The organism is Exiguobacterium sp. N5 (genome assembly GCF_025842465.1).
GTDB lineage: Bacteria > Bacillota > Bacilli > Exiguobacteriales > Exiguobacteriaceae > Exiguobacterium > Exiguobacterium profundum.
In genome coordinates this window covers 120,949-135,805 of record NZ_JAPAEP010000001.1, presented here as the reverse complement: position 1 = coordinate 135,805, position 14,857 = coordinate 120,949, and the positions used below count along the sequence as shown (strand labels likewise).

The 14,857-nt window shown below is 49.7% G+C and carries 16 protein-coding genes; 7 read left to right on the top strand and 9 right to left on the bottom strand.

Going from position 1 to position 14,857, the window contains the following annotated elements:
• Positions 1–9: 9 nt before the first annotated feature.
• From OKS35_RS00720 to abc-f, 3 genes are all read right to left on the bottom strand, one after another.
• Entirely contained in the window at positions 10–912 is a 903-nt protein-coding gene (locus tag OKS35_RS00720; protein ID WP_214691194.1) for a cation diffusion facilitator family transporter, read from the bottom strand.
• 111 nt (positions 913–1,023) lie between these two features.
• Positions 1,024–1,788 carry a hypothetical protein gene (locus tag OKS35_RS00715; protein WP_159561928.1) on the bottom strand — a complete coding sequence of 255 codons (765 nt, stop codon included), beginning with the start codon at positions 1,786–1,788 and terminating at the stop codon, positions 1,024–1,026.
• Between the two features lie 11 nt (positions 1,789–1,799).
• Positions 1,800–3,497 (bottom strand): ribosomal protection-like ABC-F family protein, encoded by a 1,698-nt coding sequence (abc-f, locus tag OKS35_RS00710; protein WP_264092306.1) that lies wholly within the window; start codon positions 3,495–3,497, stop codon positions 1,800–1,802.
• A gap of 367 nt (positions 3,498–3,864) precedes the next feature.
• On the opposite strand from abc-f, the gene OKS35_RS00705 reads away from it, so the two are divergent.
• From OKS35_RS00705 to OKS35_RS00695, 3 genes are all read left to right on the top strand, one after another.
• Complete coding sequence (locus OKS35_RS00705; protein ID WP_230872783.1) at positions 3,865–4,770, top strand: MBL fold metallo-hydrolase; 906 nt, start codon at positions 3,865–3,867, stop codon at positions 4,768–4,770.
• Between the two features lie 61 nt (positions 4,771–4,831).
• Entirely contained in the window at positions 4,832–5,665 is an 834-nt protein-coding gene (locus OKS35_RS00700) for an aldo/keto reductase (protein ID WP_031421296.1), read from the top strand.
• Between the two features lie 12 nt (positions 5,666–5,677).
• The gene (locus OKS35_RS00695; RefSeq protein ID WP_015881030.1) at positions 5,678–6,292 is read left to right on the top strand and encodes a PH domain-containing protein; all 615 of its coding nucleotides are present in this window, start codon (positions 5,678–5,680) and stop codon (positions 6,290–6,292) included.
• 43 nt (positions 6,293–6,335) lie between these two features.
• On the opposite strand, the gene OKS35_RS00690 is transcribed toward OKS35_RS00695, so the two are convergent.
• Positions 6,336–6,854 (bottom strand): DUF1836 domain-containing protein, encoded by a 519-nt coding sequence (locus OKS35_RS00690; RefSeq protein WP_264092305.1) that lies wholly within the window; start codon positions 6,852–6,854, stop codon positions 6,336–6,338.
• 127 nt (positions 6,855–6,981) lie between these two features.
• On the opposite strand from OKS35_RS00690, the gene trhA reads away from it, so the two are divergent.
• The 3 genes from trhA to OKS35_RS00675 all read left to right on the top strand — a co-directional run bounded on the left by trhA (position 6,982) and on the right by OKS35_RS00675 (position 9,724).
• Entirely contained in the window at positions 6,982–7,626 is a 645-nt protein-coding gene (gene trhA, locus OKS35_RS00685) for a PAQR family membrane homeostasis protein TrhA (protein ID WP_264092303.1), read from the top strand.
• A gap of 87 nt (positions 7,627–7,713) precedes the next feature.
• Entirely contained in the window at positions 7,714–8,409 is a 696-nt protein-coding gene (locus OKS35_RS00680; RefSeq protein WP_264092302.1) for a DsbA family oxidoreductase, read from the top strand.
• Positions 8,410–8,506: 97 nt separating this feature from the next.
• Positions 8,507–9,724, top strand: a complete 1,218-nt coding sequence (locus tag OKS35_RS00675) for an MFS transporter (protein WP_159561923.1) — start codon at positions 8,507–8,509, stop codon at positions 9,722–9,724.
• Positions 9,725–9,748: 24 nt separating this feature from the next.
• Here the strand turns inward: OKS35_RS00675 and OKS35_RS00670 are convergent, their stop codons facing one another.
• The 4 genes from OKS35_RS00670 to OKS35_RS00655 all read right to left on the bottom strand — a co-directional run bounded on the left by OKS35_RS00670 (position 9,749) and on the right by OKS35_RS00655 (position 12,702).
• Positions 9,749–10,843, bottom strand: a complete 1,095-nt coding sequence (locus OKS35_RS00670; RefSeq protein ID WP_264092301.1) for an MBL fold metallo-hydrolase — start codon at positions 10,841–10,843, stop codon at positions 9,749–9,751.
• Between the two features lie 195 nt (positions 10,844–11,038).
• Positions 11,039–11,602: an SCO family protein gene (locus tag OKS35_RS00665; RefSeq protein ID WP_159563620.1), complete on the bottom strand. Its 564-nt coding sequence runs from the start codon at positions 11,600–11,602 to the stop codon at positions 11,039–11,041.
• Positions 11,603–11,630: 28 nt separating this feature from the next.
• The gene (locus OKS35_RS00660) at positions 11,631–12,044 is read right to left on the bottom strand and encodes a disulfide oxidoreductase (RefSeq protein WP_159561921.1); all 414 of its coding nucleotides are present in this window, start codon (positions 12,042–12,044) and stop codon (positions 11,631–11,633) included.
• Between the two features lies 1 nt (position 12,045).
• Positions 12,046–12,702 carry a DsbA family protein gene (locus OKS35_RS00655; RefSeq protein WP_074037614.1) on the bottom strand — a complete coding sequence of 219 codons (657 nt, stop codon included), beginning with the start codon at positions 12,700–12,702 and terminating at the stop codon, positions 12,046–12,048.
• A gap of 123 nt (positions 12,703–12,825) precedes the next feature.
• On the opposite strand from OKS35_RS00655, the gene OKS35_RS00650 reads away from it, so the two are divergent.
• Positions 12,826–14,418 carry a diguanylate cyclase domain-containing protein gene (locus OKS35_RS00650; protein ID WP_264092300.1) on the top strand — a complete coding sequence of 531 codons (1,593 nt, stop codon included), beginning with the start codon at positions 12,826–12,828 and terminating at the stop codon, positions 14,416–14,418.
• Between the two features lie 26 nt (positions 14,419–14,444).
• Here the strand turns inward: OKS35_RS00650 and OKS35_RS00645 are convergent, their stop codons facing one another.
• Positions 14,445–14,765, bottom strand: a complete 321-nt coding sequence (locus OKS35_RS00645) for a DUF6241 domain-containing protein (RefSeq protein WP_264092299.1) — start codon at positions 14,763–14,765, stop codon at positions 14,445–14,447.
• Positions 14,766–14,857: the final 92 nt, after the last annotated feature.

The following is a 14,857-nucleotide window of genomic DNA, read 5'->3' as shown; positions in this document are numbered from 1 at the left end:
CCGTTTTTCTTACCAGATGATTCGTTCTTCACAACATTGTCGTTCCCGCTCAATCTGGACCGTCGAGCGTTCGAACGTCCCGTATTTCCGGATTCGTTCCGTCACTTGTCTCAAGACGTCTTGATCATCCGTCTCTTCTCCAATCAAAACGTGACACGTCGCCGCATGCTCGCTCGACGAGATAGACCAGACATGCAAGTCGTGCACTTCTTTCACCCCGTCAACTTTAGCAATCTCTTCTTGCATCGCCCGGACGTCAATCTGTTCCGGCGACCCTTCCATCAAGATATGAATGGCGTCACGCGTCACACGATAACCACTGATTAAAATCAAAATCGCAACAAAGGCGCTCGCGACCGGGTCCGCCCACGTCCATCCGAACAACATGATGAGGATTGCTGCCGTGATGGCTCCGACCGAGCCGAGCAAATCTCCGAATACGTGTAACAACGCACTCTTCACGTTCAAATTATCTTTCTCCCCGCGCATTAAAATCCAGGCGGCAAGGATGTTGACGAGTAGCCCGATGATGGCGACGACAAGCATTCCACCACTTAGAATTTCTGGTGGCGCGCTGATTCGTTGGTATGCCTCGACAAGAATATAGACCGAGATGACGAGTAGTGTCAGCCCGTTAATGAATGCCGCTAAAATCTCGAAACGTCGATACCCGAACGTCCGGTTCGGTGTCGCCGCTTTCGCCCCAAATCGGACAGCGAGGAAACTGAGTCCTAACGCAGCCGCATCTCCTAGCATATGCCCCGCATCCGATAATAGCGCCAAACTGTTCGTCCATAGTCCGCCGATCACTTCGACGACCATGAACGCCGCAATCAAGAGAAAGGCGAGTAAGAGCGCCCGCTGATTCGTCGAATGATGGTGATGGTGGTCGTGATCATGATGATGTCCCATAACTGACTCCTCCTTCTACTGTTTATCTTATTCCATTTTAACCAAACATTCAAACGTTCATTTGAATGAAAAACAATAAAAAAACGGGAGAATGAACTCTCCCGCTTTGTCTCATTTTTGCTCCAGACGGACACGCATGACGCCGCTATAAGGGAACAGTTTCAATTGGACCGTCTCACCCTCGAACCAAATTCCGGTCGCTTGTTCGCGAGTCGGTTGTAAGTCTGGCGTCGCGGTTGCTTGTTTGTCCCAATCAACGGCCCGTACTTTTTGGTCCCGGACCATGAGGAAGAATCCATCATAGAAATGATACTCGTTCACTTGGTCACGTTGAACGGCAGAAGGACTGCCAAGCTCCGCACGGACAGTTTCGAGATCTTTCCCAATCCAGTCAAGGACGGACTCCGAAGCGTTTGGGACGACTTGTTGCCAAGCGGCAATCACCTCGTCATCCGATAAAGCTGTCGCCTCTGTCGTCACACTTTCTTCTGTGACCCAGCCGGTCAACCGCTCGTTCAACTGAACTTTCACAAATCCACTTACCGTCTCCAACCGTTCAAATCGATCACCCAAGTCGGCTTCATAAACGACCGTGACCCGGTCATCCGCGTATACTTTCGTATACGGTTGCCCGATATAAATCTTATCTGCTGATTCCGTCTCAGCATCAGCATCAGCCGGTTGTTCCGACTCGGAGTCGACCATTTCCGTGGCAATCTCATCAGATTCCGGTAAAGCCGAGTCCTGTTTCTTGTCAATCAGTGCCGCAAACGCGATGATCCCGACCAAGGCGAGCATTAATGCCAATGCCGTCGTGATACGGAACACGCGTTTACGCTTCCGCGTCGTCGCACGCGACAATCTTCCTCCATTCATGTTCTTCACTCCTACTCGATTCGATTCATTTCACTCGTTTCGTCAAATGGTAGGAGGTTTCCTGCTTCATCAAAAAATTTCAATTCATCTTTTGTCAATTCGTCCATCGTTCTGACCATTTGTTCGACATCGACCGGTTCATCGCGCTCATCGTTCTCACGTATGACAATGTGCTCTCCTAATTCAATCGTGCGCGAAGTCAGACGATGAAAGTAGCGGTCGTGGGAAATCAACAATAATCCACCCGGATAGACGGACAACGCCGCCTCGATTTGTTCGCGTGTCGCCACATCTAAATAGTTCGTCGGTTCATCTAATGCCAACAGATGGGCATCCGAGAAGTACAAGATGAGAAACGCGATTCGACACTTTTCCCCCATGCTCGCCTCGGTAATCGGTCGGTGCACTTCATCTCGCCGGAACAAGAAGTGAGCGAGCAACGTCCGCGCCTCCGTCTCTCCGATCTCACTATTGGCGAGTAACGCCTCAAGTAACGTCCCGGTCTCCGGAAGACGCTCGAGCGTTTGTGAGAAATATCCGATCTTCAGACGAGGATGTCGCTTAATCACGCCCGAGCGTGGTACTCGCTCACCGATCAGCACGTTTAATAATGTCGTTTTTCCGCTTCCGTTTGGTCCGGTGATCGAGATCCGCTCTCCTTTATTTATCGAGAAGGAAAACGGTTCATAGAACGGCTTGTCGTATCCAAACGTCACATCCTCACACGTCAGCCACGTCTTCGCTTCGAGCTCATCCGCCGCAAAACGGACGGAGATGGGTTTCTCCTCTTTTGGTTTTTGTGGACGATTGTCTTCGAGCTGCCTTAACTTCTGTTCTCTCGCCTTCATTTTGACTGCGAGATTGGCCGCTCCCTTTTGCGCTCCTGGACTGCGGACACTCGCTGTCGCTTTCGCCTTTAAGTGCCAACCTTTATATTGGGCAATCATCTCGAGAAGTTCTGCCTTTCGGTTCTCGTATCGAGCATGTGCTCGCTCGTCACGCACGCGTTCTTCTTCTTTTTGATGTTTATACGCCGTATAGTTTCCCTGATATCGTGTGACCCGGCCATCTGACAGTTCAAGAATGGTCGTTGCGACATCGTCCATCAGTTGACGGTCGTGTGAGATGATGAGCACCGTCCCCTTGAACTGGTTTAACCACTTCGTCAGCCAGTCAATCGACTCGAAATCCAGATGGTTCGTCGGTTCATCGAGCAGCACGAGGTCCACCCGCTTCATCGTCAGTGTTGAAAGCTGAGCTCGCGTCTTCTCGCCTCCGCTTAGCTCGTTAATGTTTCGGAAGAGGTGCTCCTCCAGCCCAAGTCGAGTCAATGCTCTTGTCGCCTCTTGTTCCAAGTTATAAACATCGAGCGCGAGCGCCCGTTCATAGGAGCGCATGACACGTATCTCGTCACCAGAAGATACATCTTCATAGAGGGCATATCGTTCAAGATCACTGCGCATCGTCCACTCAAGTACGGTCATATCTGTCGACTCGATTGTCTGCCGGACGAGCCCGATCTCGCCTTGACGTTCAATCGTCCCTGCTTGCGGGGTCAACTCCCCTGTCACGAGTCGGAAGAGCGTCGTCTTCCCGCTCCCGTTCAGTCCAAATAATACGGCACGCTCTCCAGCCGCGACCTCGAATGAGACCGCGTCAAATAATGGTTTCCGGTCATAGTCAAACCGGACTTGTTTTACTGCTAACATCTGTTTCACCTCGCTTATTAATCCGATACGCGATGAAACAAAAAACACCATCCGCTTCAAAGCGGTGGTGTGAAGGAATCCGTTCAAAGAGGAAAACGAGAGCTTCCCGTATTTGAAAAAATGGACACACTTCACCCGTGACTGTTCAAGCGAACAGTGATGATTCGTCTCATCGTTGGAGTGAACGTGTATTTTTCATGGCACGGTATACCTCTCTTTCCTAAGTTACTGCCACCTTATCAAATTGAAAGCGGATTCGCAAGAGTGCACCCCACAATCTCCCATTTTTTCTACTCCTTTAGGCGGATGCGGTGCATCTGTCCTCGCGATATGATGACAATATATTCGAACAGTGAGGTGATGCATGATGCGTCGACGCATCCTCGTTCCGAGTGCCGTCTTGGCGAGCGTCGGAACGTTTCTCTATACACGATTCAAACGTCGTCTCCCCCGTCCCCGCTTTAAATGGCCGGAACGTCCAGAACTGACAACTATTGATGAGACGCATGTGCAGGCAACGTGGATCGGGCATTCGACGGTCCTCATTCATTGGTATGGGCTCAAGATTTTAACAGACCCCGTCTTCTCAAAACGAATCGGTGTCCATCTTGGACCGCTGACAGTCGGCATGAAACGTCACACCGCTCCGGCCCTCTCCATTGAGGAGGTCGGCCCGGTCGATGTCATCCTACTCAGCCATGCCCATATGGACCACTTTGACCATAAAAGTTTGAAGCGACTCATCACTCGCGAGACGATTGTCGTCTCTGCTCCTGGGACGAGCCGGCTGTTGCGCCGATACCCGAGTCTGCAGACGCTTGAACTGCATCCACATGACAAAGTGACACTTGCGAATGGACTCGATGTCCGCGCCATTCCCGTCAAGCATTGGGGCAACCGTTTCCCGTGGGACAAACATATGGGGTACAACGGATACCTGCTCAAATACAAAGGGATTCGTATGCTCTTCGCAGGAGACACGGCGTACACCGACTCCTTCAAAGGACTCGCCGACCGTGAACCGATCGACCTCGCTTTCTTCCCAATCGGTGCCTATCAACCGGACTCGTTCCAGGAAGCGCACTGCACTCCGGAACAGGCTTGGATGATGTACAAAGAGAGCGGAGCGAAGCGTTTCTTCCCGATGCATTGGGATACGTTCGTTCTTTCATATGAACCTGTCGAGGAGCCGTATCACCGTCTCGTCGCGGCCGCAAAACTCGACCGTGACCAAATTGTGATCAAGGCGCACGGGGAAAGCATCCGTCTGTAGTTTTTACTTTCCCTTCATCCAAAATTTCGGTAACGTTATAGACGAGAGGGAGGGATTATTTATGGAATGGACGACGTTGAATAATGACGTCAAGATGCCGATGCTCGGTCTCGGTGTCTATAAGGTCGAAGATGGTGCGGTGACGGTCGATACGGTCAAAGCTGCGCTCGATGCAGACTATCGATTGATCGATACGGCTGCGATTTATCAAAATGAAGAGAGTGTCGGACAAGCGCTTCGTGAAGCAGGCATCCCACGGGAGGACGTCTTTGTGACGACAAAGCTTTGGAACGAGTTCCACGGATTTGATGAGGCGCTCCAAGCGTTCCAGGATAGTCTTGACCGGCTCGGTCTCGAGTATGTCGACTTGTTCCTCATCCACTGGCCGATGCCCCGTTTTGGCAAGTTCGTCGAAACGTACAAAGCACTCGAACAGTTGTATGAAGAAGGACGCGTCCGAGCAATCGGCGTCTCGAACTTTGAGATCGAGCATTTGGAACAAATCATTCAATCTTGCTCGATTGTCCCGGCCGTGAACCAGGTCGAGATCCATCCATATTTGTCTCAGAAAGAACTGATTGCATTCTGCAAACGATATGACATCCAAATTCAAGCGTGGAGTCCACTCATGAAAGGACGCGAAGCGCTCGAAGATGAGACGATTGTCAAGATTGCGAACGCTCACGGCAAGTCACCGGCTCAAGTCATCTTGCGTTGGCATTTACAGAACGGAGTCGCTGTGATTCCAAAATCGGTCACACCGAGTCGAATCAAAGAAAACATACAGGTATTCGACTTCACGTTGACGAAAGAAGAGATGGCGGCCATCGATGCGCTCAATCGTGACGAGCGGACCGGGTCCGACCCGAAAGAGATGCATAAAATCCATTACTGAGGAGTGAATGACATGTTCAAAAAACTAGCTTCTGATTTGACTGGCTTCAGCGACATCGGTGAGGTGATCGACCCGTCCGATTTCGATAAGGCGGACTCGGATGATTACGTCCTCCATGAGGATAACGAAAAGATTTACTTCTTGATCAAATCAAAATCGGATGAGTACTGCTTTACAAACTTAGGAATGATTCACCTCGACGGGACGAGCGCGATGAGTTCGAAACGAGTTCTGTATCGTTACCCTTACGCACACTATCCGATTAAGCACGTCATGTTCGAGACAGCCGGCACCGTCGACCTCGATGTCGAAGTCAAATTCACAATCGGCGACAAGCCATACTCAATCGATATCAACAAGAAGCAAATCGAGCACGTGAAAGATTTGTACAAGGCACTCCTTGCGATTGAAGAGATTCAGCGAGAAGGCCGTCGCATGATGGAGTATGCGAATACGTCGCTCACACACTCGGTGTCGATTTTGAGCGGACTCCGTGAAGGTGACATGAACGTCCCGAACACGTTCAAGGAATTGAACGAGCAATCGTTCGATTGGCTACAACGTCACTATCATGAATGGAACCGTAAAGACTTCGGTACGGTTTACGAGAAGTACATCAATAACTAAAAAACAACTCCTCCACAGACGATTCGTCCTCGGAGGAGTTGTTTTAGTTCTCATCAATCAATTGCTCGGCCAATCGCTGATACAAGTGGCTCATATGCACGGCAGACGCGATGGCAAGCGTTCGCTTAACACCGCCCTTATCTTCGAGTGATGTATTTAATAGCGTGTCCGCCTGGGCTTCAAACGCTTCTAGATTCTTCACTTTCTGCGCCTGATACGCCTCGTAGAAGTCTTCAAGTGAGAACGTCTCATCCGACTCGTTCAACGGTCGGAGCGTCTCTTTGATGTCACTGATCGACAAGAGACCTTTCATCTCATAAATTAAACTAAGTAACATCAAATGTTCGTTCGTATACTTTTTATTTTTGACGGGATGGAATAACTTGCCCTTCGCATAGTTGTTGATCATCGTCTTCGTCAGTATGGTCTCACCCTCGTTTCGCTTCATCTTCCCATAATGCTGCTCGAACAACTGGATGACCTGGTCCATGTATAAATCAACGGTAGGCAATACGTCCCGTGGGAGTGTACCTTCCGTTTCGGTAATGTTCTTCGCTTTCATCTATCTCACCTCACTTCCTAAGTATAAAGAAAACTTTCATTTGTCGAAAGGTACACCTTGCTGTTTGTTCCTCTTCAGTATATCATGTAGTTATCGATACTACATGATGTGATAAGGAGTGTTTTACATGCATTCGATTTTCCGTGAACCCATCAACGCACTGACGCATCTTGCCGGTGCAGTACTGGCTTTCATCGCCCTCATCGCGATGGTCGTTAAAGCTTCGTTAATCGGCTCGCCACTTGCGATTATGGCCGCGATTCTATTCGGGATCAGCCTTGTTTTTCTTTACTTATCGTCAGGTCTTTACCATAGCATCATCGCCTCACCGAACGTCATCGCTTTCTTCCGGAGAATCGACCATGCGATGATTTACGCGTTGATTGCGGGTACATACGCACCGCTTACGTTACTCGCGCTCGAAGGACCGACGCGGTGGGTCCTCTTCGGTACCGTACACGCACTCGCCTTGTTCGGCATTATTTTTAAACTCGTCTGGTTCCATGCCCCTCGTTTCTTGTCGACCGCGCTCTATATCGGGATGGGATGGTTGTCAGTTTTCTTTATCGGACCACTCCATGACGTGATCGGCAACGCCGGCATCTTCTGGCTCGTCCTCGGGGGCGTCATGTATACGATTGGCGGACTCATTTATGGGTTCAAACCAAAATTCGTCAACTGGCGAGGATGGGGTTTCCATGAAGTGTTCCATCTGTTCATCTTGTTCGGAAGCTTCGCTCACTTCGTCTGTGTATTCTGGTACGTCTTTTAAGTCCTCCTCGTGGAGGGCTTTTTTCATGAGCCGTTTCCTGTACTTTGAATTCAAGATTTCCTACACTAGGGACAGGAGGGATTCATCATGAAAATTGAAGTATGGTCAGATTATGTCTGCCCGTTTTGTTATATCGGAAAGCGTCGTCTAGAAGAGGCGCTCGAACAGTTCCCACAGGCAGATCAAGTCGAAGTCGAATTCAAGAGTTTCGAGCTCGACCCGAACGCCCCGACGGACGATTCACGTACCATCTATGAAGCGCTTGCGACGAAGTATGGCATGCCGATCGAACAGGCGAAAGGGACGACGGCTCAAGTCGCTGCACAAGCCCGCGAAGTCGGACTCGATTATGATTTTGAGAACATGGTCGTGACGGGGACGCTCGACTCGCACCGTTTGACGCATTATGCGAAGACGGTTGGGAAAGAGAAAGAATTGTCGGAAGCGTTGCTTCAGGCGTACTTCGTCGATGCGAAACACATCGGGAATCACGATGTGCTGCTTGAAATCGCGACAAGCGTCGGACTCGATTCTGACGCGGTTCGTGACGTCTTGACGACTGACGTGTATACGGAAGAGGTACGTGCAGAAGAGAAGCGCGCGAGCGACCTCGGCATCACGGGTGTGCCGTTCTTCGTATTCGACAACAAGTACGGGGTGTCCGGTGCTCAGCCGACAGAAGCGTTCACGCAAGTGCTCGAAAAAGTCTGGTCTGAGAACAATCCGACAATCCAAGTCCTTTCGAACGGTGCGACGTGCACTGACGACAACTGTGATATTTGATTGATGAAGAAGCCGACGTTCGGCTTCTTTTTTGTGGCTAAATGAATCATTCTCAAGCATAATTATTATCAACAGATAAGAATCGAGGAATACATCTATGTGGAAAAATCGGAACGTCTGGATCATCTTGACGGGCGAATTCGTCGCCGGTCTTGGTCTATGGCTCGGCATCATCGGGAACTTGGAATTTATGCAAGACCGTGTCCCCTCTGACTTTGTGAAGGCGGTCATTCTCGCCATCGGCTTACTTGCCGGGGTCGCCATCGGTCCGCTCGCGGGTCGCTTGACCGACCAAGGTTCTAAGAAAAAAATCATGCTCATCTCGAGCATCGTCCGGGCGCTCAGCGTGATCTTCATGTTCGTCGCCATCGAGACGAATTCGGTCGTGTGGATGGTCATCTTCTTGATTATCTTACAGGGATCGGCCGCTTTTTATTTCCCTGCCCTCCAGGCAGCGATTCCGCTCATCGTGAAAGAACGGGAACTTCTTGCCTTGAACGGCGTTCATATGAATGTGTCTACCTTGTCGCGTGTCATCGGGACGGCGATTGCAGGTGTCCTTTTGACACTGATCTCGCTCCGTAACGTCTACGCGCTCTCGCTCGTCGCCTACCTGTTGCTAGCGGTCGCGACGCTCTTCTTGAAACTCGATGAGACGAAAACGCCCTCGGCGAAAAAGGTCGATGCGAAAGCGTCGAGCGGTTTCAAAGACGTCTTCCCAATCATCAAATCGATTCCCGTCATCTTCATGACACTCGTCATGACGCTCATCCCGCTCCTCTTCATCGGAGGATTCAACTTGCTCGTCATCAATATCAGTGAGTTGCAAGATTCGACGGCGATTAAAGGATGGATTTATACGGCAGAGGGACTCGCCTTCATGACAGGTGCCTTTATGATTAAACGGATCGGAGAAAAATTCTCGGCGTTCTCGATTTTATTCTCGTTCTCGTTTTTAATCGGTGTCGCCCAACTGATGCTCTATTTTGCGGACATCCCGTTCATGTCCATTGCTGCGTTCGTTCTCTTCGGCTTCTCGGTCGGATGTTTCTTCCCGACGGCGGTCACGATTTTCCAGACACGGATGCCAAAAGAATATCACGGTCGTTTCTTCTCGTTCCGAAACATGCTCGACCGGATTATCTTCCAAGTCGTCCTTCTCGTGACAGGATTCTTCCTCGATTTGATTGGACTTCAGCTCATGGTCGTCTTGTTTGGAATTAGTTCGATTGCGATGACCGGCGCATTTCTTGTATACACGAGAAAGCATCAATTGCATATCGAGGAAGATTCCACAGAGAAGATGTCTTCCTAACAAAAAAACAAGCGGTGACCGAGGTCATCGCTTGTTTGCGTCTTCGAGCTCTCGCCACCACATCGTCGTATCATTCCGACCGTCGAGCGTGATTCTCTCCCCGATTTTCGGAGTGAGGACGACTTCTTTTGGTAAGAGAGATGCCATCTGTTCTGCCGGGTCGAACCAATCATGAAACGAGAGCGTGAATGCACCCCAATGGATCGGCATCATCTGATCGGCGCGTAGATCACGAAACGCTTGCGCGGTCTCTTCCGGCTGCATATGGACGTCTGGCCAGCGCACATCATATTGCCCGCATTCGAGTGCAGCGAAATCAAACGGTCCGTACTGTTCGCCAATCATCTTGAAATGCGGAGCATATCCACTGTCCCCACTGAAGAAGAGCCGATCCGTCTCACCGAGGACGACCCACGACGCCCACAGCGTGCTGTTGCGGTCCGTCAACGAGCGACCGGAGAAGTGACGCGCCGGCGTACAGATGAATGTCCACGACCCGAACGCATGCGACTCGCCCCAATCCCGTTCTACGATTCGTTCTGCCCCGATACCCCATCGTTTCAAATGGCTTCCGACACCGAGCGGTACGATAAACATGGCGACCTTGTCTTGGATGGCAAGGATTGTCCCATAATCGAGATGGTCGTAATGATCATGCGTCAATAAGACGACATCGATTTCAGGCAAATCCTCGAGTTCAAACGGCAAGTCTTCACTGAAACGCTCATTTTTGGCGAATGGGAGTGGGGACGGGCTGCGTCCAAACATTGGATCGACAAGCATCGTCTTCCCGTCCATTTGTACCATGAGAGCCGAATGTCCGAGCCAATAGACTCTTGTGAAGCTCGCCCCCGTCTTCTCCTCGAAATCGATCGGCACGATCGGAAGACGTTCGGTAGGCTTACGCAGTGACGTCACATCACGATAGTCACGCGCCATCGACACCATGTCCTGCGCAGAAAAGTTCATCGGCGTCTCATATTGATTACGAAACTTTCCGTTGACCCGGTTCGGAGATTGAAGCGATTTAGGCTTTCGTCCGAGCGGTTTGTACTGTGTCAGAATCGTTCCGGTGACAGCCGCCATTCCGACCAATGAGAGCAACATCATCTTTTTCATGTAAATCCTCTTTTCTAATAGTTCGTTGAATTGATTATAGCGCGCCTTCTCCGTTTCTATACGAGAAAGTATGTCGATTCGCCTACCTTTCAAAAAATGGCGTGGTCTTCATTGAGCATTCTGGTTATTCCATTATAGCAGGTCTCTTAAACCAAAAAGACCTGCCCACCCGTGTTTGGTGGAGCAGGTCTTCAGTTAAGACTTTTGTAAGATTTTAATGTCATTGATTATGTCTTCGGTCGGAACGTTTTGGAACCCGGGATAAGCCTTCATAATCTTACCTTCCTGGTCGACCAAATAGAAATACGTGCCGTGGTCGACTTGTGTGCCTTCGTCAGGCTTCCGAACTAGCGCCTTAAAGTTCTGTTGAGCAAATGTTTCAATTTCGTCTTGCGAATAGCCTGAGAGGAACTGCCAATCTGCTTTCGCAAGGTCATAGCCACTCATAAACTCCTTCATTTTCTCCGGAGTATCCACCGTCGGGTCGACGCTGAACGAAACGAACTGCACGTCTTCGACGCCTTCTTTTTCAAGCGCTTCATTCAGTTTCGTCATATTGTATGTCATCGGTGGACAGACTGTCTCACAGCTTGTGAAAACAAAATCCGCCATCCACACTTTCCCTTTTAAATCGTCAAGACTGACCATTTCTTCATCTTGATTCGTATATTCGAACGATTCGACTTCCCAGTTGAGCGGGTCCTCAATCTCTTGACCACATCCTGCTAGGACGATGAGCATCGTCGTCAAACCAATCATCCACCATTTCTTCACACGTGCCAACTCCTTATCGCTTTTTGACGTTCCACATGAGGATTGTGATGAGCGTGAAAGCCGTCAATGCGAGGAACGGGATCGTGATGAACCCGAGCCAGTTAATGTATTGACCGCTACACGGAACTCCTTGTGCACAAGGTTGAATTTCTGCAAAACCTGGCACTTTCTGTACCAAGTAATGGTAAAGTGATACGAAACCGCCTATGATAGTAAGCGGTAACACATATTTCCGAACCGCCCGATCGTCCGTGAAGACGGCAATTCCCAAGAGGATGGTCAGCGGATACATAAAGATACGTTGAATCCAACATAGCTCACATGGCACGAACTCCCGAATCTCACTGAAGTAGAGACTGCCGAGCATCGCCATCAACGAGACGAGCCAAGCGAGGTATAACCCATACTTTTCGAGAAATGATTTCATCTTACAAATCCTGCTCGATCAGCTCTTGGATTTTTTCGTAATCGAACGGGTCTTCGAGCATCACGCCGTTGATCATGATGGACGGGGTGAATTGAACACCGTTCTCTTTTACAAGACCGTCATCCGTACTGACTTTTTCAAGTACGGTCGATTCTTCCCCAAGGTCTTGCTCAAACTTCGCCAAGTCGACCGATGTCGTCTCGCCTGCGATTTCTTTCAGCTTCTCGACGGTCACCCACGCATTGTCGTGTTGTTGTGATTCCGGTTGCGCATCGTAGAGCGCCTTATGGAACTTCCAGAACGACTCAGGGTCTTGCTCGTATACCGACTCGGAAGCGAGGGATGCCAAGATCGATTCTTGTCCGTGGAACAAGACGTTAATATAGCTGAAGCTAACGTCTTCCTTGTCGAGATAATCCGCTTTCAGTTGCGGGTAAATCGTTTCACCCCACTGTTTACACGAAGGACACTTGTAATCTCCGAACTCGACGACCGATACTTTTGCGTCCGGGTTTCCGAGTGTCGGTTGTCCTTCAATCGAGACGTGATCGCCACGCTCAGCTGTCGTCGACTCATCTTGGTTGAGTAAGACGAACACCAATGCGATTAATGCGACCGCGACGATGGTCAAGATGACCAACAATTGATTCTTTTTCATTCTCTTCACCTCTATCTATTTTCGACTCGTCTTTCATTATAGCGGAAGCTCTTCTTCCTATCATGATATCGACTCGTTTTTCATAATTCTCTTTAATTCAAGCTTTAGGAGGTTTATTTACGCATGATCAAGTCTTTTACGATGCGCCTCGGACTCATTTTGGCGCTCAGCATTGCCACGCTCGTCTTTTTACTGACGATCGCACTCACTTCCCTCATCAGTCACCGGGCATCTGACGCGCTCGAGAAAGAAATCGGGGAACGACTCTCGACGACATCACATCAATTAGCGGACAAACTCGATTTTTATATGTGGTCACGCTATCAAGAAGTCCAACTCTTACAAGGCCTCGATTTAGAAGACCGAGACGAGACACGTCGACTACTCGATCAAGTCCAATCAAACATCCCCGCCTTCTCTTGGATGGGCGTCACGGATGCGGACGGGACCGTCGTCGCTTCGACGAACGGGATTCTCGAAGGGGTATCGATTGCCGAACGACCGGTTTATCTTGAAGCACAAGATGCTCCCTTTATCGGAGATGTCCACGAGGCAGTTCTCTTAGCTGAATTATTGCCGAATCCGACGGGAGAACCGCTCCAATTCGTCGATATCAGTGTCCCGCTTTTCCAGGACGGCTCGTTTCAAGGGGTACTTGCCACTCATTTAAGCTGGGCCTGGGGGAAAGAAGTACTCGAACATTTCAATCGAACGCTTCATGAACAAGTCGATGATACGGATTTATTCGTCATCAGTGAACGAGACAGTGTCGTGCTTCTCGGTCCAGACGACATGGTCGGAAAACCACTCCCTGTATCCTTTACAGAAGGCGCCTCCGTGAAAGAGTGGGATGACGGTCAAGACTATCTGACAGGTATGTCAATCGGAGAAGGATATAATGAATATCCTGGACTTGGTTGGCAGGTCGTCGTCCGTCAGCCGACGGCAGTCGCGTTTGCACCAGTCGAGACACTTGAAACGAGAATTCTATGGATTGGTTTATTGGCCTCACTTGTGACGGCTGTACTCGGTTGGCTACTCGCTTCGATCGTGACGAAACCGTTGAAGCGAATCACCGAAACGGCTTCGCTCATGGAACAAGGAAAAGCGAACACATTCCCCCATCAATCAGGAATTGAAGAGATTGAGTCGCTCGCTTTCGCGCTCGAATCGCTCGTCACCTCCCTTACGGAGTCAGAGTCGGAACGGGTACACTTTGAAAAACTAGCAAACCGTGACGCACTGACCGGTCTTTCGAACCGGGTCGCCCTACGTGAACAGCTGAATCAACTACACACCTCGCAAGAACCGTACGTCTTCTTTTATCTCGATCTCGACGGCTTCAAGGCGGTGAATGATACATATGGTCATGCGGTTGGGGACGAGGTATTGGTCGAGGTCGCACACCGGTTACGGGCGCTCCCCATCGAGGAGGTTTACCCCGTCCGATTGAGCGGAGATGAGTTCTTCCTCATGTTCCCAAGGACTGAGCGCTCGACCCAACAGGTTCGGGAGGTCGGAAGCACACTCATCGAGATGATTTCTGAGCCGATTACGCTAGACATCGTATCGGTAAAAGTCGGGGCTAGTATCGGGGCGTCCATTTGGAGTCCACCGGAACCACCGCACATCGCTATCGAACAAGCGGACGAAGCGTTATATTGGTCAAAAGCGAACGGGAAACACCAACTTTCCTTCCATGAGTCGCTCTCATGACATCGTTTCCCCATGCAAAAAGGAGTTCATGATGAACTCCTTTTGCTTATTCTTCCGTTTCCGTATCCACGACTTTCTTCTGCACGTGTCGCCAGTCCGTTCAAGAATCCAATGACATCATACATTTCCTCTAACAATACGTCCTGTTCTTTATCGATTTCATCGAAGATAGCTTGTTCCCAACGTTCAATGATTCCGCAGAGTTGAAGATAGTCATCGTTTTTGATTTTATTCTTGTCGCGCAACAACTCCAAATAGTCACGAACCTCTTTCAGATTTTCATGTGTCATCGAGATGGCACCCGCTTTTTCTGTCGCCAAGACTTTTTGATGGGTGATCAGATGCATCGCATCGACGCGATTGTCTTTTCTCGTTGATTTCCATCATAAATATTTACTCAACAAAAAAACCTATAATAAGATTTTTTCTAAAACCTGAC

Excerpts from the sequence above, each read along its gene's own strand:
- OKS35_RS00655 (WP_074037614.1), bottom strand. The coding sequence starts at position 12,702 with ATGAAAAAGAATCAATTGTTGGTCATCTTGACCATCGTCGCGGTCGCA.
- OKS35_RS00720 (WP_214691194.1), bottom strand. The coding sequence starts at position 912 with ATGGGACATCATCATGATCACGACCACCATCACCATCATTCGACGAAT.
- OKS35_RS00645 (WP_264092299.1), bottom strand. The coding sequence starts at position 14,765 with ATGCATCTGATCACCCATCAAAAAGTCTTGGCGACAGAAAAAGCGGGT.
- OKS35_RS00665 (WP_159563620.1), bottom strand. The coding sequence starts at position 11,602 with ATGATTGGTTTGACGACGATGCTCATCGTCCTAGCAGGATGTGGTCAA.
- OKS35_RS00650 (WP_264092300.1), top strand. The coding sequence starts at position 12,826 with ATGATCAAGTCTTTTACGATGCGCCTCGGACTCATTTTGGCGCTCAGC.
- OKS35_RS00715 (WP_159561928.1), bottom strand. The coding sequence starts at position 1,788 with ATGAATGGAGGAAGATTGTCGCGTGCGACGACGCGGAAGCGTAAACGC.
- OKS35_RS00680 (WP_264092302.1), top strand. The coding sequence starts at position 7,714 with ATGAAAATTGAAGTATGGTCAGATTATGTCTGCCCGTTTTGTTATATC.
- OKS35_RS00660 (WP_159561921.1), bottom strand. The coding sequence starts at position 12,044 with ATGAAATCATTTCTCGAAAAGTATGGGTTATACCTCGCTTGGCTCGTC.
- OKS35_RS00700 (WP_031421296.1), top strand. The coding sequence starts at position 4,832 with ATGGAATGGACGACGTTGAATAATGACGTCAAGATGCCGATGCTCGGT.
- OKS35_RS00690 (WP_264092305.1), bottom strand. The coding sequence starts at position 6,854 with ATGAAAGCGAAGAACATTACCGAAACGGAAGGTACACTCCCACGGGAC.
- OKS35_RS00705 (WP_230872783.1), top strand. The coding sequence starts at position 3,865 with ATGCGTCGACGCATCCTCGTTCCGAGTGCCGTCTTGGCGAGCGTCGGA.
- OKS35_RS00670 (WP_264092301.1), bottom strand. The coding sequence starts at position 10,843 with ATGAAAAAGATGATGTTGCTCTCATTGGTCGGAATGGCGGCTGTCACC.
- OKS35_RS00695 (WP_015881030.1), top strand. The coding sequence starts at position 5,678 with ATGTTCAAAAAACTAGCTTCTGATTTGACTGGCTTCAGCGACATCGGT.
- trhA (WP_264092303.1), top strand. The coding sequence starts at position 6,982 with ATGCATTCGATTTTCCGTGAACCCATCAACGCACTGACGCATCTTGCC.
- abc-f (WP_264092306.1), bottom strand. The coding sequence starts at position 3,497 with ATGTTAGCAGTAAAACAAGTCCGGTTTGACTATGACCGGAAACCATTA.
- OKS35_RS00675 (WP_159561923.1), top strand. The coding sequence starts at position 8,507 with ATGTGGAAAAATCGGAACGTCTGGATCATCTTGACGGGCGAATTCGTC.